Annotated in this window: 20 protein-coding genes; 10 read left to right on the forward strand and 10 right to left on the reverse strand. The window is 74.0% G+C overall.

What is annotated here, in order from left to right; translation table 11 throughout:
* Positions 1-99: 99 nt before the first annotated feature.
* Positions 100-1,152 (forward strand): hypothetical protein, encoded by a 1,053-nt coding sequence (locus tag ACZ52R_RS29455; RefSeq protein WP_465664272.1) that lies wholly within the window; start codon positions 100-102, stop codon positions 1,150-1,152.
* 275 nt (positions 1,153-1,427) lie between these two features.
* Here ACZ52R_RS29455 and ACZ52R_RS29460 read toward each other — a convergent pair whose 3' ends face one another.
* Positions 1,428-2,243 carry a (2Fe-2S)-binding protein gene (locus ACZ52R_RS29460; protein WP_465623301.1) on the reverse strand — a complete coding sequence of 272 codons (816 nt, stop codon included), beginning with the start codon at positions 2,241-2,243 and terminating at the stop codon, positions 1,428-1,430.
* A 204-nt stretch (positions 2,244-2,447) separates the two neighbouring features.
* A complete protein-coding gene (locus tag ACZ52R_RS29465; protein WP_465623303.1) occupies positions 2,448-3,071 on the reverse strand; it encodes a hypothetical protein in 624 nt (207 codons plus the stop codon).
* 160 nt (positions 3,072-3,231) lie between these two features.
* Between ACZ52R_RS29465 and ACZ52R_RS29470 the strand changes: the two genes are divergently transcribed.
* Positions 3,232-4,449 carry a sensor histidine kinase gene (locus ACZ52R_RS29470; protein WP_465754447.1) on the forward strand — a complete coding sequence of 406 codons (1,218 nt, stop codon included), beginning with the start codon at positions 3,232-3,234 and terminating at the stop codon, positions 4,447-4,449.
* Between the two features lie 139 nt (positions 4,450-4,588).
* On the opposite strand, the gene ACZ52R_RS29475 is transcribed toward ACZ52R_RS29470, so the two are convergent.
* Positions 4,589-6,193 carry a purple acid phosphatase family protein gene (locus ACZ52R_RS29475; RefSeq protein WP_465754448.1) on the reverse strand — a complete coding sequence of 535 codons (1,605 nt, stop codon included), beginning with the start codon at positions 6,191-6,193 and terminating at the stop codon, positions 4,589-4,591.
* 133 nt (positions 6,194-6,326) lie between these two features.
* On the opposite strand from ACZ52R_RS29475, the gene ACZ52R_RS29480 reads away from it, so the two are divergent.
* On the forward strand, positions 6,327-7,016 hold the full coding sequence (locus ACZ52R_RS29480) for a response regulator transcription factor (protein WP_360503148.1): 690 nt from the start codon (positions 6,327-6,329) through the stop codon (positions 7,014-7,016).
* Positions 7,017-7,454: 438 nt separating this feature from the next.
* Here ACZ52R_RS29480 and ACZ52R_RS29485 read toward each other — a convergent pair whose 3' ends face one another.
* Complete coding sequence (locus tag ACZ52R_RS29485) at positions 7,455-9,119, reverse strand: peptide-N4-asparagine amidase (protein ID WP_465754449.1); 1,665 nt, start codon at positions 9,117-9,119, stop codon at positions 7,455-7,457.
* Positions 9,120-9,282: 163 nt separating this feature from the next.
* The gene (locus tag ACZ52R_RS29490; protein WP_465623308.1) at positions 9,283-10,185 is read right to left on the reverse strand and encodes a LysR family transcriptional regulator; all 903 of its coding nucleotides are present in this window, start codon (positions 10,183-10,185) and stop codon (positions 9,283-9,285) included.
* A 150-nt stretch (positions 10,186-10,335) separates the two neighbouring features.
* Here ACZ52R_RS29490 and ACZ52R_RS29495 point away from each other — a divergent pair, with 150 nt between their 5' ends.
* Both ACZ52R_RS29495 and ACZ52R_RS29500 read left to right on the forward strand, forming a co-directional pair.
* On the forward strand, positions 10,336-11,337 hold the full coding sequence (locus ACZ52R_RS29495; protein ID WP_465623310.1) for a pseudouridine-5'-phosphate glycosidase: 1,002 nt from the start codon (positions 10,336-10,338) through the stop codon (positions 11,335-11,337).
* A 3-nt stretch (positions 11,338-11,340) separates the two neighbouring features.
* The gene (locus ACZ52R_RS29500; RefSeq protein WP_465623311.1) at positions 11,341-12,219 is read left to right on the forward strand and encodes a carbohydrate kinase family protein; all 879 of its coding nucleotides are present in this window, start codon (positions 11,341-11,343) and stop codon (positions 12,217-12,219) included.
* Positions 12,220-12,358: 139 nt separating this feature from the next.
* Here the strand turns inward: ACZ52R_RS29500 and polX are convergent, their stop codons facing one another.
* Both polX and ACZ52R_RS29510 read right to left on the reverse strand, forming a co-directional pair.
* A complete protein-coding gene (polX, locus tag ACZ52R_RS29505) occupies positions 12,359-14,086 on the reverse strand; it encodes a DNA polymerase/3'-5' exonuclease PolX (protein WP_465623312.1) in 1,728 nt (575 codons plus the stop codon).
* 134 nt (positions 14,087-14,220) lie between these two features.
* On the reverse strand, positions 14,221-14,982 hold the full coding sequence (locus ACZ52R_RS29510; protein ID WP_465623314.1) for a histidine kinase: 762 nt from the start codon (positions 14,980-14,982) through the stop codon (positions 14,221-14,223).
* Between the two features lie 344 nt (positions 14,983-15,326).
* Here ACZ52R_RS29510 and ACZ52R_RS29515 point away from each other — a divergent pair, with 344 nt between their 5' ends.
* The gene (locus tag ACZ52R_RS29515) at positions 15,327-15,941 is read left to right on the forward strand and encodes a helix-turn-helix domain-containing protein (protein WP_465623316.1); all 615 of its coding nucleotides are present in this window, start codon (positions 15,327-15,329) and stop codon (positions 15,939-15,941) included.
* Positions 15,938-17,383, forward strand: a complete 1,446-nt coding sequence (locus ACZ52R_RS29520) for an MFS transporter (protein ID WP_465754450.1) — start codon at positions 15,938-15,940, stop codon at positions 17,381-17,383. Before ACZ52R_RS29515 ends, ACZ52R_RS29520 begins: the two co-directional genes overlap by 4 nt.
* Positions 17,384-17,407: 24 nt before the next feature.
* Here ACZ52R_RS29520 and ACZ52R_RS29525 read toward each other — a convergent pair whose 3' ends face one another.
* Both ACZ52R_RS29525 and ACZ52R_RS29530 read right to left on the reverse strand, forming a co-directional pair.
* A complete protein-coding gene (locus tag ACZ52R_RS29525) occupies positions 17,408-18,070 on the reverse strand; it encodes a DUF6629 family protein (protein WP_465754451.1) in 663 nt (220 codons plus the stop codon).
* A gap of 8 nt (positions 18,071-18,078) precedes the next feature.
* Entirely contained in the window at positions 18,079-19,077 is a 999-nt protein-coding gene (locus ACZ52R_RS29530; protein ID WP_465623321.1) for a DMT family transporter, read from the reverse strand.
* A gap of 374 nt (positions 19,078-19,451) precedes the next feature.
* Between ACZ52R_RS29530 and ACZ52R_RS29535 the strand changes: the two genes are divergently transcribed.
* A complete protein-coding gene (locus ACZ52R_RS29535; protein ID WP_350524766.1) occupies positions 19,452-19,715 on the forward strand; it encodes a dsRBD fold-containing protein in 264 nt (87 codons plus the stop codon).
* 124 nt (positions 19,716-19,839) lie between these two features.
* On the opposite strand, the gene ACZ52R_RS29540 is transcribed toward ACZ52R_RS29535, so the two are convergent.
* On the reverse strand, positions 19,840-20,307 hold the full coding sequence (locus ACZ52R_RS29540; RefSeq protein ID WP_465754452.1) for a hypothetical protein: 468 nt from the start codon (positions 20,305-20,307) through the stop codon (positions 19,840-19,842).
* Between the two features lie 43 nt (positions 20,308-20,350).
* On the opposite strand from ACZ52R_RS29540, the gene ACZ52R_RS29545 reads away from it, so the two are divergent.
* Both ACZ52R_RS29545 and ACZ52R_RS29550 read left to right on the forward strand, forming a co-directional pair.
* Complete coding sequence (locus ACZ52R_RS29545) at positions 20,351-20,614, forward strand: DUF1707 SHOCT-like domain-containing protein (protein ID WP_465754453.1); 264 nt, start codon at positions 20,351-20,353, stop codon at positions 20,612-20,614.
* 446 nt (positions 20,615-21,060) lie between these two features.
* Positions 21,061-21,360 (forward strand): barstar family protein, encoded by a 300-nt coding sequence (locus tag ACZ52R_RS29550; RefSeq protein WP_465754454.1) that lies wholly within the window; start codon positions 21,061-21,063, stop codon positions 21,358-21,360.
* Positions 21,361-21,390 lie beyond the last annotated feature (30 nt).

Consider the following 21,390-nt stretch of genomic DNA (forward strand, 5'->3'; position numbering starts at 1 on the left):
TAAGCTACATCAATAGATGGTTGCATTTACCACCTGCATTGGTTGTATTTGCCACCCTCTCGACTGTACGAGACGCCACCGGAGGACGGTACGAACACCATGAGCACACCCCAGAACCCCGCCGCGGCGCCCACCCTGGGGCACTCGCTCAAGCACCTCGCCGTCCACCTGATCACCCCGCTGCTGATGTGCCTCGGCATGGCGCTCGCCTACCAGGGCGCCTTCCACCAGCCCGAGCCGCACCACCTCAAGGTCGCCGTCGTCGGCACCACACCGCAGGCGCACGGCCTGGCACAGACGATCCGCGAGAAGGCCGGTGACGCGCTCGACGTCCGTACCGTCGGCGACCGGTCCGCCGCCGAGCGGCAACTGCGCGACCGCGACCTGGTCGGCGCCTTCGTCCCGGACGCCAGGAGCCCCGAGCTGATCGTGGCCAAGGGCAACTCGGACACCTCGGTGGTGGCCGCCACGGCGGTCTTCACCAACGTCACCGACCAGCAGGGCGTCCCCCTGCACGTCACCGACCTGACCACCCCCGCCAAGGGCGACCCGACCGGCCAGGGCCTGTTCTTCCTGCTGGTCGCCCTGAGCATCGGCTCGTACGCGAGCGTGGCGGCGATCGGCGCCGCCGGCGCCGCGCTGAGCGTGAAGGTCCGGGCGCTGGTCGGCGTGGCGGTCTCGCTGGTGGTCAGCGTGATCGGGATCGTCACCGCCGGGCCGCTGTTCCACGTCGTCGACCACGACCACGCCGCGATCTGGGCGCTGGGCTGGCTCTACTCGGCGGGCATCGTGCTGATCGGCATCGGCCTGCACAGCTTCCTGAAGAAGTGGACCACGCTGACGATGATGGTCCTGTTCGTGATGCTCAACTTCACCTCCTCGGGCGGTATCTACCGGCCCGAGCTGCAGAACGGCTTCTTCGGCGCCCTGCACGGCTTCTGGACCGGCGCCGGCTTCCTCGAGGGCGCGCGCAGCATCATGTACTTCGACGGCGGCGCGGGCCTCGGCGGGCACGTCGTGACCCTGCTGGTCTGGCTGCTGCTGGGCGGGGCGGCCCTGGTGGCCGCGGCGCTGTACGAGAGCCGTGGGCGCCGTCCGGTGGAGACGCCGGCGGAGGCCGAGGAGGAGATGGAGGAAGCGGTCGCGGTCTGACCGCACCCCTCGGAAAGACTTCACCCGGCGCCAGGGCATCGGCACCGGGTGAGGATTCGCGGCCCGCGCCCGGCCCTGGACAAGCCGGACGCGGGCCGCTTCACGATGCGGCCTGGTCGTGGCTCATGCGTGGTCCGTGCCGTGCGGGTCATCTGCGCCGTGCGCGTTGTCCGTGCCGTGCGCGCCGCGCGTGCCGTCGGGCGTGGCGGACCGGGTGGTGGTGCGGGTGTGACGGCTCCCGTGGGGCGGTAGCGATGCGGCGGTGACGATGACCTTCACTGGTGCAGGTCTCGGTCGCTCCGCTCCCTCCGCGTGGGCGGCTCGGTGAAGCAACAGTCCCCGCAGAGTCCGGCGTTCGGCCCGACCCGGTAGTAGAGGCAGCAGCTGTTCCGCCGGAACGCGGTGCCACGCGGCCCGGCGAGTAGCGGGCTGGTGACCAGTGTGCCGGACCCGGCCAGCGGCGGGCGGTCCAGCAGCTCCGCGACCAACGCCCGTGCCACGCCCGGCGCGTGGGCGTCCAGGACCCGCAGCGTGCCGGCCAGTGCGGAGGCGACGTTGCCGAGCAGCAGGCGCGCCGAGAGCGGGGCGGCGGCCCGGACGGCTGTCGCCAGGGGCGCCAACTGGCCTACCAGGACGGCGGAGTGGAGCTGGTCGGTGAGCGGTCCCGCGTCCGGCCGGACGGGCTCCGGCGGCGTCCAGAGATCGAGCGGGCCCTGGTCCGGGATCCGTACCCAGGCGCGCTCCAGCGTCGGGACCGTCCCCAGCAGGACGGCCGAGCCGAGGCCCACCGACCAGAAGCGGGCGGCCAGTCCCAGGTGCAGGATCGAGGCGGCGACCCGGGGTTCAGCCGTGCCGAGCCGCTGCGCCACCACCCGGAGGCGCGCGGCCAGCGGCGCGTCCGGCCCGGTGCCGTAGAGCTCGGGCAGCGGGCGGAAGCCCTCGGGCGGAGCGCCGGCGGGGGAGGTGTCCAGCGCGAAGTACGGCCCGACGGCGGCGAGTCGGTGGTACTCGGGCAACGGCGACTCGGGCGCGGGGTTCTCGGGCGTGGGGTCCTCGGGTGCGGGGTTTGACGGGTCGGGCGCGGGGTTCAACGGCCGTCCCCTGTGCGGTCGTTGGACCCCGCGCCGGCTTCGGATGGCCCGGGTGCGGTCGGGCGGTCGGGCGAAAGCGGTGGCATCGGTGGCCTCCAGGGGTCCGGGTGCTCGGGGCGCAGCAGCCGAGCGGCAGCGGCCGGGCGGCGGCGCACCGCCCCGTGCGGACCCCGGAGGACCGGGAACGCCCTGGTCGGGCGGGTGTCAGCCGCGCACGGTGAAGTCGCCACCGGTCGTGCGGATGAACGGTACCGTGCCCTGGCAGTCCGCCACCGGCAGGCCCAGCGCGCCCCAGACCCAGCCGAGCCGGTCACCGTGCCGGCCGTTGTCCTCCACCGACAGCGAGACCTTCTGGCCGACCACCTCCAGGCCCGGGAACCACGGTGCCTCGCCCTTGGTGATCACACCGGTGGCGATCGCCTCCCGGCCACCGACGCCCAGGCAGGTGATGTCGCCCTCGAAGTCGGCGACCAGCCGGCCGTCGTTGTGCACGTGGCGGACGTGGAAGTGGCCGCTGGTGCCGCCCGGGTCGGTGCTGGTGGCGGCGCGGGCGTCGACCGAGATCCGGACCGGGTCGCCGGCGAAGCCACCGAACGCGGAGGTGAGGACGGTGTCACCGGTCCCGCGCACGCTCACCGCCCCGGGGCCGCCCGCGGCTGCGGCCGGATGCGCGTCGGCGGTCGACACTGCGGAGACCGATGCTTCGGAGACCGATGCTTCGGAGCCCGGTACTGCGGAGATCGGCACCGCGGAGGCCGGTACGGCGGCGACGACCGTCGCGGCCAGCAGGAGGAGCGAGGCTGCGGCGGTGGCGAGACGACGGTTCATGACGGTTCGTCCTTCTTCGGGGTGGTTGCTTCGACGACAACGAGTCTGCCGCCGCCGGGTCGGGCAAACCTCCCGCTGCGGAGGGGAGTCGGCGGCCACCGGCTCCCTCCCGGGGAGGAGCCCCGCCTCCCCCGGGAGAGCTGCCCGTAGGCTCGGCCGGGTGCGCACCGAATCCCCGACCCGCCCCGCCCGGCCGCGTTCCGTCCGGGTCCGGCGGCCGCTCGCCGTCCTCGCCGCGCTGGTCCTGTCGGCGCCCGTCGCGCTCGCCCACCCGGGCGACCACGGCGCGGCCCTGCTGCTCGCCCTGACGGCCGCGCTCGCGGCGGTGGTGGCGCTCCTGCCGTGGCCTGCCGGACGGATCACGCTCGGCGCGGCCGCCGGGGCGGTGGCCGGCGCCTCGCTGCTGCTCGACGTGCTCTACCCGGGGCCGTACCGGCTGCCCGCGTTCTGGCTGCCCTTCGAGTGGCTCGCCCTGCTCGGGGTGCTGTTCCGGACCGTGCGTCGGCTGCCCGACCGGTGGGCCGGGCCGGTCGGCGGGCTGGTCGGGTCGGCGGCCGTCCTGCTGCCGTTGCGGTTCGCCCTCCGCACGCCCCAGGGCGGCGCGGCCGGCCCGGTGATCAGCGTGCTGCTCTCCCTGCTGCCGGTGCTCGGCGTCGCGGGGGTGGCCCTCTACCTGCGTGTCCTGGACGCCCGCCGGGAGCGGGCCGTCGTGTGGGCCCGGCGCGAGCAGCGGCTCGAAGTGGCCCGGGGGCTGCACGACTTCGTCGCCCACGAGATCACCGGCATTGTGCTGGAAGCCCAGGCCGGTCAACTCCCGGGCCAGGACGCGGAGGAGACCGCCGTGCTGCTGCGCCGCCTGGAGGAGGCCGGGCTGCGGGCGCTGGATTCGATGGACGAGATGGTCGGGGCCCTGCGCGATGGCCCGGACGGGCAGGGCGAGCGGTCCGCCGGGGCGGCCGCGACGACGCGCCGCCTGGGCCTGGCCGATCTCCCCGAGCTGGTCGCCCGCTTCGGTACGACGGGCGGGCCGGGGGCCACCGTCGACGTGGCCCCCGACGCCGTCGACGTGCTCCCCGCCGAGACCCAGGCGACCGCCTACGCCGTCGTGCTGGAGGCCCTCACCAACATCCGCCGCCACGCCCCGCAGGCCACCGAGGTCGCCGTACGGGTGGCCCCCGGTCGGGACGGCGCCGTCGAGGTGACGGTCACCGACAACGCGGGCCCCGCCCGCAAGCCGCTGCTGCGCCGCCGCCCGGGCTCCGGCGGCACCGGACTGGCCGGCCTCACCGCCCGCACCACCGCCCATGGTGGCGCGTTGACCGCGGGCCCGGTCGAGCCCGCGGGTTGGCGGGTCAGCTGCACGCTGCCGGGGCGGTAGCGCGCGAGGCACGGCACCGGCCGAGGGGGCTCGGCCGGCGTTCGCCGCTTCCGTGCGTGCCGTGCGTGTGGCGCGTGCCGTGCGTGTGGCGAGTGTGGCGCGTGCCACGCGTGCGGAGCGGGTCGGGCATTCCGGGCGGTCAGCGGCCCCGGCCGCCGCCGCGGGCGCCGCGCGGGCGGGTCAGGGTGAAGCGGTCGACGGGGACCAGGTCGCCGTACGGGCCGCTGACGGAGTAGTAGGTGACGTCGATGGTGGTCCGCCCACCGCGCTCACCCGGGTTGACGTCGAAGGACGCGAAGCCGTACGGGTTGTCGGCGTCGCGGAAGGCCGACCAGGGGGCGTCCTCGATCACGTACACCGGCGGGCGCTTGCCGGTGGCCGGGTCGGCGGCGCCGACGCCGGTGATGACGCGGGCCTTCGGGGGGTTGAAGAACAGCTGGTTGGACGGGGCCGAGGTGCCGCCTCCGCCGATCACCATGTGGACGGTGCCCTTGGTGGTGTCGATGGTCTGGGTGCCGGTGGCGACCGGGATCGGGGTGCGGGTGTCGGTCGGCTGCTGGCCGCGGATCGGGTGGGAGCGCTCGTAGTGGTGCTCGTGGCCGCAGACCACCAGGTCCACGCCGTACTTGTCGAACAGCGGCACCCAGGCCTCGCGTACGCCGAGGTCGGCACCGTTGAACTTGTCGGCGGTGGAGATCACCACCTGGTGCATGCAGACCACGATCCAGTCGATCTCCGGGTCCGCGTTCGCCGCGGCCAACTCCCGCTCCAGCCAGCGCTGCTGGGCGCCGCCGGAGTAGCCGTGGACGTAGGAGTTGCCGCCGTCCTGCAGGGCCACGTCGTCGTTGTTGAGGCTGATGACGCGTACCGAGCCGGCGGTGAACGAGTACCAGAGGCCGTGCAGTTCGTCGTCCGAGCCGGAGTCCGGCAGGTCGAAGTAGGCCTGGTAGGCGCCGTAGCCGATCGGGCCGTTGCCCTTCTCGTTCTCGTGGTTGCCGGCCGCGGGCATCCAGGGGCGGTGGCGGGCGGAGCGGGTGTTGTTCTCGAACCAGTCGGACCAGGTGCGGACCCGGTCGGTGGAGATGTTCGCGTAGCAGAGGTCGCCGTTGAGCAGGTGGAACAGTGGGGCGATCCGCTCGACCCCGGCGGTGGTGTCGCCGGCGGCGGGGCTGCCGAGGTTGTCGTTGACGTAGCCGTTGGCGGTCTTCTTTCCGAGGGTGGGGGTGCCCTGGTCGCCGAAGCTGGTGAAGGTGAAGGCGGACCGGCCGCGCGGGGCGGTGCGGACGGTGCCGAGCTCGGGGGTGGTGCCGTCGTGGACGGCCGCGTAGACGTAGTCCGTGTCGGGGTGCAGGCCGGTCAGCCGGGCGTGGTGCACCTGGACCTCGGTGCCGGAGGCGGCGTCCCGGTAGGTGCGGGTCGCGGCCTGCGTGGTCCGGCCGAAGCCGCCGTTCGAAGTCCCGTACATCACCCGCGGGTTGGCGACGGACCTGGTGGTGTGCCACGACACCACCACCTCGCGCGAGGCGTCCGAGCCGAACTGGAGGTGCAGACCGGCCACCCGCGGGGCACCGGAGCGCCCGGGCCGCTGCCACAGCAGCGGCGAGGCCGCGGGGGCGGCGGGGGCAGCGGCGGCGGGAGTGGCCGCGAGGCCGGAGAGGGACACGGCGCCGCCGAGGCCGAGGCCGGAGGCGCCGGCCAGGAGGCCGCGCCGGCTGACGGGGAGACGTCCACTGGAAGCGTTCATGGCGGTCAGCTCACCGTACGGAGGTGAACCGCGCCGGGGTCGCCGCGTGAATTTTCCGGCGGGCTGTACAGGGGTTGCCGGGGGAGCTTCCCGGCGGCCTGCGTGTGACGGATCGCGTGGCAGACTGCTGGGCGTGACGAGCGCGAACGGCGAGTGCCCGCGGGTGATCCGCACCCTGATCGCGGACGACCAGGAGGCCGTGCGGCGCGGCGTGCGGCGGATCCTGGAGGCCCAGCCGGACATCGAGGTGGTGGGGGAGGCCGCGGACGGGCTGGCCGCGCTGCGGCTGGCGGCCGAACTGCGGCCGGACGTCGCACTGGTGGACATCCGGATGCCGCGGATGGACGGGCTGGAGCTGACCCGGCGGCTGGCCGGGCCGGGGGTGGCCGAGCCGGTGCGGGTGGTGGTGCTGACCACCTTCGACTTGGACGAGTACGTGTACCCGGCGCTGCAGTACGGGGCTTCGGGGTTCCTGCTGAAGCGTTCCGGCCCGGCGCTGTTGGCCGAGGCGGTGCGGGCGGCGGCGGACGGGGAGAGTCTGATCAGCCCGTCGGTCACGGTCCGGCTGCTGCGGCACGTGACGGCGCCGCGCCGGCCGGAGCGCCGGGGGCCCGCGGCCGCGGCGCCGTTGACCGAGCGGGAGGTGGAGATCGCCGGGCAGGTCGCGGCGGGCCGCACGAACGCGGACATCGCCGCGGAGCTGTTCATCTCGCCGGGCACGGTGAAGACCCACGTCGCCAGCATCCAGCGCAAGCTCGGGGTGGCGAACCGGGTCGGGATCGCCGTGCACGCCTGGGAAATGGGCTACGCCGTACCGAACTAGGCATACCGAACCGGCGGTACTGATCCAGCGGTACTGATTCAGCGGTGCCGAACGGGCCGCGCCGAACGGGCCGTGCCGTACGGGCGGTACGAACCAGTGGCCCGGATGGACATGCTCGGCTGTGCACATGGACGGCGCGTCCACGGAGCCGAGGGGATGCTCCGTGGACGCGGGGAACCTACGAGGTGGGGGCGGCCTCCGGACTTGACGTCCTCCGGCCAGTAGTTCGATCGTCGACCGAGGTAGAAAACCAGCGGCAGACCCTGATCCGTCTCGATCTGTCGCCACTGCCTCCTGCGGTCGAACTTCCTTCAGCTACCTCGCAGGTCCATTTCCCATCATGCGCCTCGTACGCCGTGTGCACCAGGGGTGAACAGCATGAATTCGGGCAATTTTCGCAAATCGATCAATGCGGAGAATCGATCACCGGGGGGCGGTTCAGGACCGCGGCCACCCGTCCACGAAGCTCAGCGTCCGGTGGTACGGCCCCTCGGGCCCGGTACTGCGGTAGTCCTCCGTGCTGCTGCCGGTGCGGACGGTGCGGTCGCCGTCGTGGCGTTGGGCGGTCGGGCGCAGGGTGTGGTCGACGGTGGAGCGCTCGGTGACGTGGCCGCCGGTCGCCGTGCCGGCCTCGCGGTGGTAGCCGAGGTCCATGGCGGTGGTCTGGTCGGTGTTGCCGGCCGCGTCGTGGCTCACCTTGTAGGTGACGTCCAGCGGTTCGCCCTCGTGGACGGTGGTGGTGCGGTGCGGTCCGCCGCCCCAGGTCGAGGTGGTGCGGGTGAGGTCGGTGCCGTTGTGCAGCGTCACGTCGTTGCCGCTGTCGCGCAGTTGCTGGCCGGAGCAGAAGGAGAGGTCGTCGCGGACCTCGGTGGTGATCCGGCCGTGCGAGGTCTGCACCCAGCCCCGGGCGAGGTCGTGCCGGGCGGCGGTGACGGTCCAGTCGCCGCTGCCGCCGCCGTGGTCGGCGAGCGCGGTGCTCACGGCGGCCTCGGGGGCGACCCGGTGGTCGGTGAGCTGCCCGGTGGTGCGGGCGGCGCCGTGGTCGACCTCGGCGAACAGGTTGACCTGGCCGGTCCAGGTGTCGTTGCTCTGCGCCTCGGACGCGTTGACCGTGACGCCGACGGTGTGCGGGCGGCCGTCGAGCAGCAGGCCGACGTACGGGGTGAGGTCGAGCCGGTAGGCGGGCAGGTCGAAGGCGAAGATACCGGGGACGGGCCGCCAGAGCAGCGGGTCCCAGCCGCCGGTGTAGATCACCGGGTACGGCCAGACCGCGCCGGCCACCCGGCCGTCCACAGCGAGGCGCAGCTCGCGGAACGGGCCCTTGCCGCAGAGGCCGAGGCCCGGGTTGGCGGCGACGAAGGCGTCCGGCGCGGAGGCGTACGCGAACTCCTCGCAGGCGCCGCCGCCCCGGGTGTAGACCTCGGCGGTGAGGCGTTCGAGGTTCTGCGGGAAGGTGAGTTCGCGCCCGGCGGCGGGGGCGGCCTGGGTGAGCGCGAACGGTCCGGTGGTGAGCAGCCGGTCGGCGCCGCGGGCGGCCGGCCAGCGATCGTTCGCGGTGTAGAAGGTCAGGGTCGCGCTGATCGTGAAGACGCCGGTGTAGGTGGCGTCGGTGACGTTGGCGAGGTCGAAGGAGAAGTCCTGCGGACCGGACGCGAACAGCGGGGCGTAGCGGGTGACGTCGTGCTCGACGTTCCACTCGATGCCGTCCTTGGACGGCTCCGGGGTGGAGGAGAGCAGCACCTGGACGCCGCCGACCCGGACGCTGAACATCCGGTCGAACTGCCGCCCGGCGACCTGCCCGTGGAGGTCCAGCACCACCGCCGACCACGGGCCCGCGCAGTCGGCGGGCGGGGTGAGGGTGGCGGTGTACGGGGTGTCGGGCGGGTTGCCGTACCCGTTGCGGAACTCGCGCTGGTGCATCGCCTCGACGGTGCAGGAGCGGGTGTCGGGACGGGTGAGGGGCTTGGTGGCGGTGACCGGGTCGTGGTAGTCGGTGCCGAAGTCGGCGTGGGCGGGGCCGGCGGCGGTGAGGGTGCCGGCGAGGGTGAGCGCGGCGGCACCGAGTAAACCGGCGGCGCGGCGGAGCAGTGGGCGCAGGGTCAAGGCGGATCCCCGGGGTCGGGCGGCCCGTGGCGCTGCCGCGGGCCGGAGGGATGATCCGGCATCCTTCCGGCGGTGGCATGCCAGCGTCAAGGGTGGTGGTCGGGGGTGGTGGTCAGGGGTACGTGGTGGGGGCCGTGGTCGGCGGTGCCGGGTCGGGGCGCGGCTACTGCTCCTCGAGCGCCGCCGCCTCCTGCCGGATGAGGTCCCGCAGGGTGGCCAGCCGGGGTCGCCGGTCGTCCAGCCGCCACTGCATCTCCAGCGGCAGGGTGGCCCGCCCCTCCAGCCGTACGGTGGCCACGTCCTCGGTGAGGTGGCCGGTCATCGAGCCGGGCACCAGCGAGAAGGCGCGGTTGCGGGCGAGCAGGTAGAGCCGGGACCCGACGATCCGGGGCGGGCTGACCAGCACCGGCGGGTCCACGCCGTGGTCCCCGCAGAGGCCGAGCACGTGGTCGTAGTAGCGGGGGTGCTGTTCGCGCGGCCACAACAGCAGGGGCAGGTCGCGCAGTTCGGCCAGGCCCAGGCCGGTCCGGCCGGCCAGCGGGTGGTCCCGGCCGAGCGCGACCAGCACCGGCTCGTCGGCGATCCGCTCCAGTCGGTAGCCGGCCACCTCGTCCAGGAAGCGGCCGAGCCCGATGTCGGCGAGTTCGGCGGCCAGGGTGGCGGAAACCTGGCCGGTGTCCACGGCGAGTTCGGCGGTGTCGAGCGCGGGCAGTTCCTGCTCGGCCCGGCTGACCACGGCGGGCAGCAGCCGGTTCACCACGCTCGGCGAGGCGACGATCCGGGCGGTGCCCACCCGGGACTCCTCGTGCAGCCGGACCCGGGTCAGCATCGCCTCGGCCTGGCCGAGCAGCCGCGCGCTCTCGGTGGCCATCACCGCGCCGGCCTCGGTGAGCGCGACGGAGCGGCGGCTGCGGTCGAACAGCTCGACGCCGACCGTCCGCTCCAGCCGGGCGACCTCCTGGCTGACCGTCGGCTGCGAGATGTGCAGCCGTTCGGCGGCCCTTCCGAAGTGCAGCGTCTCGGCGACGGTCAGGAAGACCTCCAGCTGACGCAAGGTGAAACCCATGGTCGTCAGGGTAGGCGAAGGGGTGGACGAACCAATAGCTGACGGCCTATCGGAAGCCCCAGGACTCATTCTGGATTCCGATGCGAGCCGTCCATACGCTGGCCATCACGTTGCCCCACCGCAGTGGCATCTCAACAGAGAGTTCGCATCATGACCGGACTTCCGCCCAGCACCCCCAGCACCCCCGCTACCCCCGCCATCCGCGTCGCCGAGGAGGTCGCGCGGGCCCTCGCCGACGGCCGGCCCGTGGTCGCCCTGGAATCGACCATCTTCACCCACGGCCTGCCGCGCCCCCGCAACCTGGCCGTCGCGCTGGAGGCGGAGAAGCAGCTGCGGGAGGCGGGCGTCGTCCCGGCCACCATCGGCGTGCACGCCGGGGTACCGACGGTCGGCCTGAGCACCGAACAGATCACCGAGCTCTCCGCCACCGACGGGCTCGACAAGGTCAGCCTGCGCGACCTCCCGGTGGTTGCCGCGCTCGGCCGGCACGGCGGCACCACCGTCGCCGCCACCGCCTTCCTGGCCCACCGCGCGGGCATCCGGGTCTTCTCCACCGGCGGCCTCGGCGGCGTCCACTTCGGTGCCTCCGAGAGCTTCGACGAGTCGGCCGACATGACCACCCTGGCCGCCACCCCGGTCACCGTGATCAGCGCCGGGGTGAAGTCCATCCTCGACATCCGGGCCACCCTGGAGCGCTTCGAGACCTTCAACATCCCGGTCATCGGCTACCGCACCCGCAAGTACCCCGGCTTCTACATCACCGACTCCGGCCACGAGATCAACTTCAGCGTCGAATCGCCCGAGGAGGCCGCGAAGGTCATCGACGCCCGCGACCGGCTCGCCCTGCCGCAGGCCGTCCTGATCGCCAACCCGGTCGACCCGGCCAAGCAACTGCCGCCGGAGGAACTGGACGGCATCCTGGCCCGCGCCTGGGCCGAGGCGGAGCGCCAGGGCATCACCGGCAACGCCTCCACCCCCTTCCTGCTCGACCACATCCAGCGCGACACCGACGGCCGCAGCCTGGAGGTCAACGTCGAGGTCTACCGGGGCAACGTCCGGCTCGGCGGCGAGATCGCCACTGCCCTGGCTGCGTCAGACGCCTCGGCTGCGTCGGGCGGGTCGGCCGCTTCGGCCGCCGAGACCGGGGCCTGAGCCGTGCTGGGGGTGCTCGGCGACCTCGTCGAGGACATCGTGGTCTGGGTCGACGGCCCGCTGCGGCACGGCACCGACTCCGGGGCCCGGGTCTTCCGGCGGCGCGGCGGCAGCGCGGCCAACGTCGCCCGCTTCGCCGCCGGGCAGTACCCGGCCCGCTTCCTCGGCTGCGTCGGTGCGGACCCGGTCGGGGACGGCGTGGTCGCCGAACTGAACGGCCACGGCGTCGACGTCCGGGTCTCCCGGCAGGGCCGGACCGGGAGCATCGTGGTGCTGATCGACCCGGACGGCGAGCGGACCATGCTGCCCGACCGGGGCGCCGCCACGCTGCTGGAGCGCGTCCCGGACGACTGGCTGGCGGGCCTGACCCACCTGCACGTGCCGGCCTACTCCTTCGACGGCGAGCCGGTCGGCAGCACCGCGGTGGACGCCCTCGCCCGGGTCCGGCAGGCGGGCGGCACCACCTCGGTCGACGCCTCCTCGACCGGCATGCTGGAGCAGTTCGGGCGGGAGCGATTCCTCGACCTGCTAGCGGAGTTGGCACCCACCTTCGTGTTCGCCAACCGCTCCGAGTCCGCCTTCCTCGGCCTGCTGGTCGACGGCCTGCCCGGGCCGGAGCGCGCCCGACTGGCGGCCACCACGGTGGTCACCAAGTCGGGCGCCGAGGCCACCACCGTCGACGTGCCCGGCGAGGGACTGTTCACGGTGCCGGTACCCCCGGTGGCGGAGGTGCGCGACCTCACCGGGGCCGGGGACGCCTTCGCGGCGGGGTTCCTGGCCGGATTCCTGGACACCGGGGACCTGCGGCTGGCGGCCGGGCTCGGGCACCGCAGCGCTGCCCGGGTGCTGGCCTCGCCGGGGGCCTCCTGCGGCGAGGGGTGACCTGGCGGGGACGTGCTGACGTTCTGACGTTGCTGACGCCCTGATGTCAATGACGCCCTGATGTTGCTGACGCCCTGCCGTGCTGACCGGCGGCCCCGGCCTCGGCGCGCCGAGGCCGCCCGGTCGGGTGACGGCGGGGTCAGCGCAGGGCGTCCTTGTGGAGGAAGCGCTTCAGCCGTTGCCACGTCCAGGTGTTGACGACGTCCTCGGCGGTGAGCCAGCCGCGCTGCGCCGTGCCGACGCCGTAACGCGGGTAGGCGAGGTGCGGGGTGGCGTGGGCGTCGCTGTCGATGCTGAACCGGACGCCGTGCCGCCTGGCCCGCAGGATGTCCTCGTCGCGCAGGTCGAGCCGCTGCGGGGAACTGTTGATCTCGATCGCGGTGCCGGTGCGAGCGGCGGCCTCGAACACGGCGTCCAGGTCGACGTCGATCGGGCCGCGACTGCCGATCCGCCGGGTGCTGAGGTGGCCGATGACGTGCACGTACGGGTTCTCGCAGGCGCGGACCAGGCGGCGGGTCTGGGCGGCGCGGTCGAGGGCGAAGTGCGAGTGCACGGAGGCCACGCAGACGTCGAAGCCGGCCAGGAACTCGGGTGGCCAGTCCACGCCGCCGTCCGGGTCGATGTTCAGTTCGGTGCCGTGGAGCAGCCGCATCTTCTTGTGCCGGTCGGCGAGTCGGCGCAACTGCTCGCGCTGGGCGAGGATCTTCTCGTCGGTCATCCGCTGCATGACCAGGTTCGGCGCGTGGTCGGTGACGGCGAAGTAGGAGTAGCCGCGCGCGGCGGCGGTGTCGACCATCTCCTCCAGGGTGGCCAGCCCGTCGGTCAGGTCGGTGTGCGTGTGCAGGTCGCCACGCAGGTCGGACTCCTGGACCAGGTCCGGGAGTTCACCGTTCAGGGCGGCCTCGATCTCGCCCCGGTCCTCGCGCAGCTGGGGCGCGATCCACGGCAGGCCGAGCGCGGCGTACACCTCCTCCTCGGTCTCCGAGACCACCTTGGCGCCGCCGTCCACCTCGAACAGCCCGTACTCGGAGAGCTTCAGCCCGGCCCGCACGGCCATCGTGCGCAGCTTGATGTTGTGCGCCTTCGAGCCGGTGAAGTAGACCAGCGCCGCGCCCCAGTCCTCCTCCGGGACGACCCGCAGGTCCACCTGGACGCCCTGGGTGGTGCGCACCGAGGTCTTGGTCGTCCCGCTCCCGATCACCTCGGCCACGTACGGGAGTTCGGTGAGCGCGGCCATCAGCGGGGCGGAGTCCTCGGCGGTCGCCAGCACGTCGATGTCGCCCACCGTCTCGCGCATCCGGCGCAGCGAGCCCGCGTACGCGCAGCGCGTGCAGCCGGGGACGGCGGAGAGCGCGGCGACCAACTGCTCGGCCAGCTCGGTGGCGTTGTCCAGCAGGGAGCGGCCGCCGGACTGCCGCATCAGCTCGATGCCGTGCAGGATCTTCTCGCCGCTGCGCTCGCCGAAGCCGGCCAGGTCGGACAGCTTGTCGGCGCGGACCGCCTCGGCGAGTTCGTCCACCGAGGCGATGCCGAGGTCGCGGAACAGGGCCAGGGCGCGCTTCGGGCCGACGCTGGGGACGGCCATCATCTCCCGCACGCCGGCCGGGATCTTGGCGCGCAGCGTCTCCAGGGCGGGGATCCTGCCGGAGGCGAGGTACTCGGCGATCTTCTCGGCGGTGGACTTGCCGACGCCGGGGATCTGCTGCAGACCCTTGACGTCCAGGCCCGCGAGGTCCTCGGGGTGGCCGCCGACCGCGCGGGCGGCCTTCTCGTAGGCGCGGGCCCGGAAGGCGTCCCCGCCGGTGATGTTGATCAGGTCGGCGTACTCCTGGAGCAGCTCCCTGACCTGGTCGTTGAGCCGGGGCATGGGGCAAGTCTAGGTTCGGCGGGGCGGGTTCGCCGGATCGGCGTGGGGAGGGTGCGTCCGGGGTGCGTCCGGGGTGCGTCCGGGGCGCGTCCGGGGTGCGTTCCGGGTCCGTTCGGGGTTCGTCCGGGTGCGCGTCAGTCGTACGCGACGGTCATCAGCAGGACCACGGTCAGTCCGCCGCCGGGGGTGGACTCGACCGCGAGCCGGCCGCCCGCCGCGAGCACCAGACTGTGCAGGGCGGGCCCCACCGGGCCGGCGGGCCGTACGCCCGCGAGCAGCCACTCGCGTGCCTCGGGCAGCTCGTAGGCGCCCCGGTCCGAGATCCGGATCTCCACCCGGTCGCGTCCCCGCGCGCCGTTCCTCAGGTCGTTTCGTATGCCGCGCACGTCGAGTGCATCGCGTACGTCCCGTACGTCGCATGCGTCGCCCCGGCGGCCGCCGCCCGACACCTCGGCGCGGACGAGCACCCGGCCGCCCAGCGGGCTGCGCCGGATCGCGTGGTCGACCAGCCCGGCGAGGGCAGCCTCCAGCCGCCGGGCGTCCCCGGCCACCACCGGCAGCCCGGGCGCCACCCGGACCGTGACGGCCGCCGAGCGGCCGCCGCCGCGCATCACCCGGCGGAGCACATCGGCCACCTGGACGTGCCGGGCCATCGGTTCGCAGCCGGCCTGGCGGCCGGTCCACCGCAGCCGCTCCAGCTCCGCGTGGGTGAGCGCCCGGGGCGCGGCCATGGTGTCGGACTGGAACGGCCCGAGGCCCTCCTCGGCCTTGACGGCGACCGTGCCGCCGCCCGCGCGTCCGGTGTCGCTCCTGCGTCCGGTGCCGCCCGTGCCGCCGAACGCCGCGAGCGCCCGGGCCCCCGACGCGACGTAGCCCCAGAGCCTCCCGCGTGTCATCGTCCTGCCCCTCGTGCCTCACCGGCGGCCGTCATCGGTTCCGCGGCCGACCGGGACGGGCCGCTTTCCGGGCCCTCCTGCCAGCCTGCGCCTCACCCGCCCGGGTGACAATCCCGCCCCGGGACGCGAACCCGGCCCGCGCCCCCGCCGAGCGGCCGGTCGTGCACCCGCCGACTGGCGGGGCTCGGGTGGGGCAGCCCGCTGGGGCAGCCCGCTGGGGCAGCCCGGCGAGGCCCCGGTGAGGCAGCCCGGCGCGGCCCGGTGACCAGGCCTGCCGGGAACCGCAAAGAACTCTTCGCAGAAAACCCTTTGCAAAGCATTCTTTGCGGTCCTACGCTCCTGCCATGAGCGAAGACCGCGGCTGGAAGCACAGCGACGACCCGCACATCGCCATCACCGCCAAGGGCATGCGGGCGATGGCGCACCCGGTGCGCATGCAACTGGTCGGGCTGCTGCGCAAGCACGGCCCGTCCACGGCGACGAGGCTCGCCGCGCAGCTGGGGCTCAACTCCGGGGCCACCAGCTACCACCTGCGCCAGCTCGCCGCCGCGGGCTTCGTCGAGGAGGACCAGGAGCGCGGCAACGCCCGTGAGCGCTGGTGGCGTTCGGCCCACCGGCTCACCGTCTGGACGGGCGACGACATGGCGGACGAGGAGCCCGACACGGCCGTCGGCTTCCTGCGGTCCGTCCTGGCCGCACACACCCTGACCGGCCAGCGCACGCTGGACGCCTTCGAGACCATGCCGCGCGAGTGGCGCCGGGTGACGGACCTCAGCGACCTGATCCTGCGGCTCACGCCCGCCGAGGCCGAGCAGCTGACCGGCGAGCTGTCCGAGGTGATCGGGCGGTACCGCCCGATCGACGCCGACGGACCGGCCCCGGAGGGCGCCGAGCAGGTCTCCGTGATCGTCCACGTCCTGCCGGATCCGAGCACCACCACCGAGGGGGGAAGCGCATGACCACCACCGCCGTCGACCCGCCCGTGCGCAGCTTCCGGCCGCTGGCCGGGGTGCTGACCGCCACGGTCGTCTCCGTGACCGGCACGCGCGTCTCGGCCATCGCCCTGCCCTGGTTCGTCCTGGCCACCACCGGCAGCGCCACCATGACGGGCCTGGTCGCCTTCGCCGAGATGGCGCCGTATGTGCTGGTCAAGGCGCTGACCGGGCCGGTGGTCGACCGGCTCGGGCCGCGCGTGGTGTCCTGGACGACGGACGCGGTGAGCGCCGTCGCGGCCGGGCTGGTGCCGCTGCTGCACGCGCAGGGGCTGCTCCCGTTCTGGGTGCTGCTGGTGATGGTCGCGGTGATCGGCGGAATGCGCGGCCCGGGGGACCTGGCCAAGTCGGTCATGGTCCCGGAGGCGGCCGACCGCGCCCGGGTGCCGATGGAACGCGCCACCGGGCTGTCGGGCGTCACCGAGCGGCTGGCCTCCACGATCGGTCCGGCGGTCGGCGGCGGGCTGGTCGCACTGATGGGCCCGCTGGCCGGGCTGGCGGTCAACGCGGCCACCTTCGCGCTCGGGTCGCTGGTCATCGCCCTCGCGCTGCCGCGCGGCATGGGGCGCCCGGCGGCGCAGGTCGCTCCGGCGGCTTCGGTTGCTCCGGCGGTGGCCGGCGCGGCCGCCGCGTCGGTGGAGGAGCGGGAGCAAGGCGGCGGCTACTGGCGGATGTTCCGCGAGGGATTCGCCTTCCTGCGGTCCGAGCCGCTGCTGCTCGCCGTGATCGTGATGGTCGGCATCACCAATCTGCTCGACGCCGGCTTCGTGACCGTCCTCGTCCCGGTCTGGGCGCGGGAATCCGGCAACGGCCCGGCCGCCATCGGGCTGACCGCCGGTGTCATGGGTGCCACGGCGGTCGTCGGCAGCCTGATCGCGGCAGCCGTCGCCTCGCGCCTGCCCCGCCGGACGGTCTTCTTCGTCGGCTTCCTGCTGTGCGGTGCGCCCCGGTTCGTGGTGCTCGCCCTCGGCGCGCCGATGTGGGTGGTGCTCACGGTCTTCGCGATCGGCGGCTTCGGCTCCGGCTTCCTCAACCCGATCCTCGGCGCAATGCTCTTCGAGCGGGTGCCCCGCCACCTCCTCGGCCGCGTCCACGCCCTCGGCGACTCCCTCGCCTGGGCGGGCATTCCCCTCGGCGGCCTCGTCGCGGGCGCGTCGGTCGCCCTCGTCGGGCTGATACCCAGCCTGCTCGCGGCCGGCGCCCTCTACTTCGCCACCACGACGCTGGCCGGCCTCCGGCCCGAGTGGCGCGAGATGGACCGCCTCCGGGGGCACGTGGGCGGCTCCGGGAGCTCGGGCAGTTCCGGCAGCTCGGGCGGCTCCGAGAGCCTTGGCAGCTCGGGCAGCGAGGCCGTCGACGGGCAGTCGGCGGCGGACACGACGAGCCAGCCGGCTCCGGCGCACTCGTAGGAGCTGTCCACCCGTCGGAACCGCTCAGCGGATGGGTTCGGGGGCCTCGGCGACAGGTGGGTGGCCCGCCCAGTGGAGCAGCAGGAGCGCGGCCAGAGCCGCGAGGGCACACCAGGTGGAGATGAAGGCGAGGCGCCAGAGCAGAGCACAGACGAGGGCGCCCGCGCCGGTGACCAGGCCGAGGCGGCGGAGCAGGTGGTCGCCGCTCGCGAGGAAGGAACCGACCGTGGCCAGGAGGTATCCGGTCAGGAGGAGGGCCGGGTGCGGGATGCCGATGGCGTAGCCGAGCGTGTGGCCGTGTGCGGTGGCCGTCACCGGGTGGGAGCCGACAGCTGCGGCAAGCGGGACGGCGACGGCAACGCCGAGCAGGGTGAGCCCGGCGAGCACGCGCCGGCGCGGTCCGGTGGTCGCGCACCACACGGCCGCCGGGACCAGCACGGGCAGCAGCGGCAGGGCGATCACCGCCCAGGCGGTGCGGGCCGCTCCGGCGACGGCGACGGGCAGTTCACCGTCCGTACCGCGCCAGACCAAGGCCTCGATCAGCTGGTGCAGACCCAGCACCAGCGGGAGCGCGGCGAGCGGTAACCGCTGCGGCCGGCCGGCCCGGTGCGCGCGGACCAGACACGCCACCCCGGCGGCCGCGACCACCCCACCGGCCACGGCGTCCGCCTCCGCGCTCCAGCACATCGGGGCCTCTAGCCGGACTTCCCGGGGCCGCCGTCGGGTCCGTCCTCGGGCCTGCTGCCGGTGCCGGTGCCGTTCCCGGTTCCGCCCTCGGGCCGGTCCCCGGTGTCGTCCACGGACTCGTCCTCCGGCGCCGCCCCGATGCTCTCCAGGTTGTCCCGGGCGGTGCCGGGCATCGCCGGGTGGCGGCCGATCACGATCACCCCGATCACGATGGCCAGCATCCCGGCCGATTGCCAGGCCAGCGCGGCCGGGGTAACCCGCAGTCGGTCGCCGAGGAAGCCGACCGCGCAGGCGATCCCGGCCAGCGGCTGGGCGGCGGTCAACGCCGGCAGCGACATCCGCAGTGGCGCGGCCTCGAAGGCGCTCTGCACCAGCAGCAGTCCGACCACGCCCGCCACCACCACCGCGTACGGCTGCCAGCTGCGCAGCACGGCCGACAGTCCCTGGTGGTCGAGGCGCAGGGTGGTGGTTCGGGTGAGTGCGTCCTGGAGGCCGTAGAGCAGACCGGCGGCGAGCGCCAGCAGGGTCGCCTCCTCGAACAGCGGCATCCGCCGAGCCATCGAGACCAGTAGCACGACCAGCCCCACCACCGTGCCGACCACCAGCCAGTGCCGCAGCTCCCCGGCGGGCGCCCCACCGCCGGTCGGCTTCCCGGCCACGATGAAGGCCGTCACTCCGAGACCGAGCAGCAGCACCCCCGCCCAGCCTGAGCGGCCCAGGGTCTGACGGGTCAGCACCCGGGCGAGTGCCATGGCGAACAGCAGGTTGGTGGCCAGCAGCGGTTCGACCAGGGACACCTCGCCCTGGTTGAGCGCGAGCGCCGAGAGGATCAGCCCGCTGACCATGAAGCCGGTGCCGAGCAGCCACTCGGGCATCCGCATCAGGTCCAGCAGCAGCCGCCAGTGCAGGAGATCGGCACGGGGGGCCCGCTGCGCCGCGTGCTGCTGGAGGACGAAGCCCAGACCCAGACAGCAGGCCGCACTGAGGGCGAGGAGGAAGACCGCCACGGAGGGACCACCAGGTTGTCGCTGCCCGCGCCGCGCCGAAGGGCCCGGGGTGGGTCGGCGGTCGCGGCCCGCTTCCGTCAGCGTACCGCCGGGGCGGCGGCCGGGCCGATCGGACGCGACCGGCGGGGCGCGGGGCCGAGCGTTGCGCCGGGCGTTGCGCCGGGCACTGCACCGAGCGGGCGCCGGGCGCTGGGCCGGGCACCCGCCTGCGGGAGGCGGCGCGACGGGGCGTGCCGGGCTGCCGCGCCCGGTGCCGTCGTCCGCGCTTGCCGCCTCGGGCGGGGCAGGCGCACGCTGGTGTGAGCGGCCGCCACGGGTCACCGTCCGTGCCGGTCAGGACAGGCGCGACGGGGGCCTGCACCAGGAGGTGTGGCATGCACAACCAGTGGGACGTGGAGCTGACATTCGACGAGGACGGCGTGCACACGGCGTGCGACGCCAGGTTGACGGGCGCGAGGGCGCCGGGCCTGAGCGCGCACGGCGAGGCCGTGAAGAGCGCCGACGACCGTCCGCTCGCCAGGATCGGCGAGGAGGTCGCGGCCTCCCGCGCCCTGGAGGAACTGTCCCGCAAGCTGCGGGCCCAGGCCACCGGGGAGATCGACGACGAAGGGCACCGCCCGGGGTACCTGATCTACTGACGGCGGCCCGTCACGGTCCCGGGCGGCACGGTCGTACGGCCAAGGCGACGGCCACGGCAACCCCGCTCGGGCCCGTTCGCTGCCGCCCGGGTCTGCCCCGCCCGGGCCAGCGTCCCGGGTCTGCCTACCAGGTCGGGAACGGGGTGCGGCAGAGCCGTTCCGCTGCCGAGCGGAGCGCCTTTTCCCAGGCTCGGAAGGCCTCGGGCCGCTCGGCCGCGATGAGGTCGACGTGGTACTCGTAGCCGACGGCGTCCACGAAGTCGCGCTCGGCTTCGGTCCAGCCCGCGAAGAGGCGCCGCCAGACCTCGGCCGCCACCTGCGACGGCGTCATCGCACCGGCCACCAGCCGGTCCGCCACATGGTGCAGCACACAGCACTCGGTGATGTCCTGGTCAGGGAGAGCGGTGCCGAACTCGCCCAGCACCACCGGGAACAGCTCGGCATTGCTGTCACTCCGCGAAAGCCCCGCGAGTTCGCGCAGGGCCGGGGAGTCCAGGCCGGCGACGAGCAGGTGCGCCGCCGCCATCGGCAGCTCCTCGTTGGGGACCAGCCCGGCACGGTACTGCCAGGCAAGGGTGAGTAGTTGTTCCATGCAGGCAATTCTGTGGCACCGGACGCGGCCGAGGAGTGGGGCGGTGAATCCTCCGTCGAAGCACCCGTCCCGGGCACCGCGCCCGATCGCCGAGGACGAACGCGAGTCGGCCGTGACGCGTCTCCAGCAGGCTTACGCCGAGGGGCACATCACGCACGAGGAGATGGACGAGCAACTCCACCGGGTGCTCACCGCCGGCACGCGCGGCGAGCCGGCGCAGCTCCTGGCCGCGCTCCCGCAGGAGGACCCGGGCCCGACGTCCGTGATCGCCGCCGTCGGCGGACGGATCCGGCACGCCTGGCGCTGACACCGGCCCTTGGCCGACATCGGCGGCTGGCCGGCACCGGCCCTACGCGGCACCTGCGCAAGGCCGACAGGCGCGTCCCGCGCGGCGTCCCCATCCCGAGCGTCCCCGCCAACGTGAGCACCGGGATCGCGAACACCATCGCCGACGCCATCACATGAGCCGCACTCACCTGCGATCCGCCCGCCCGCGTCCTCTCGGTGATCCGGCAGCGCTACGATCACCACCCGCACCCGCACCCGCACCCGCACCCCCACCCCCACCCCCACCCCCACCCCCACCCGCGAGACACCGGACCGGCGGCGGCCCGTGCACCTCGTGGCCCAACTCGACACCCGGCATCGGACGGACATGCGCCATTACTGGACCGGCGAGGCCCCTGGGTCCACCACCTGACGCAGGACGCGCAGGGGGCCGCGTTCCTCCTGCCGCCGTCGGGCACCAGCTTTGTGGCCCGGCTGGACGGCGCCGGGATGAGCGACGAGCAAAGGCTCTTCGAACAGCTGAGTGCCCGCCTTCGGCTCCCGGTCTACTTCGAATGGAACCGGAACGCGCTCGCCGACTGCCTGCGCGACATGACATGGGTGCCCGCCGACCACTACCTGCTGGTCATCGAGCGGTCGGCGCTCATGCTGCAGGAGTGCCCCGAGGACCGCGAGACGTTCCTCAGGACCCTCGATGCCGCCGGTCGACACCAGGGGCACCGGTTGGATCGGCCGGGCACGTCGTTCAACTCGCTGCTGCTGTAGGCGCTGACGGCATCCTTGCGCCCGACGGCA

The organism is Kitasatospora sp. NPDC034023, from assembly GCF_055575795.1.

Coding starts and splice junctions, on each gene's coding strand:
- ACZ52R_RS29455 (WP_465664272.1), top strand. CDS start 100: ATGAGCACACCCCAGAACCCCGCCGCGGCGCCCACCCTGGGGCACTCG.
- ACZ52R_RS29465 (WP_465623303.1), bottom strand. CDS start 3,071: ATGAACCGTCGTCTCGCCACCGCCGCAGCCTCGCTCCTCCTGCTGGCC.
- ACZ52R_RS29475 (WP_465754448.1), bottom strand. CDS start 6,193: ATGAACGCTTCCAGTGGACGTCTCCCCGTCAGCCGGCGCGGCCTCCTG.
- ACZ52R_RS29490 (WP_465623308.1), bottom strand. CDS start 10,185: ATGGGTTTCACCTTGCGTCAGCTGGAGGTCTTCCTGACCGTCGCCGAG.
- ACZ52R_RS29495 (WP_465623310.1), top strand. CDS start 10,336: ATGACCGGACTTCCGCCCAGCACCCCCAGCACCCCCGCTACCCCCGCC.
- polX (WP_465623312.1), bottom strand. CDS start 14,086: ATGCCCCGGCTCAACGACCAGGTCAGGGAGCTGCTCCAGGAGTACGCC.
- ACZ52R_RS29510 (WP_465623314.1), bottom strand. CDS start 14,982: ATGACACGCGGGAGGCTCTGGGGCTACGTCGCGTCGGGGGCCCGGGCG.
- ACZ52R_RS29515 (WP_465623316.1), top strand. CDS start 15,327: ATGAGCGAAGACCGCGGCTGGAAGCACAGCGACGACCCGCACATCGCC.
- ACZ52R_RS29520 (WP_465754450.1), top strand. CDS start 15,938: ATGACCACCACCGCCGTCGACCCGCCCGTGCGCAGCTTCCGGCCGCTG.
- ACZ52R_RS29525 (WP_465754451.1), bottom strand. CDS start 18,070: ATGTGCTGGAGCGCGGAGGCGGACGCCGTGGCCGGTGGGGTGGTCGCG.
- ACZ52R_RS29535 (WP_350524766.1), top strand. CDS start 19,452: ATGCACAACCAGTGGGACGTGGAGCTGACATTCGACGAGGACGGCGTG.
- ACZ52R_RS29540 (WP_465754452.1), bottom strand. CDS start 20,307: ATGGAACAACTACTCACCCTTGCCTGGCAGTACCGTGCCGGGCTGGTC.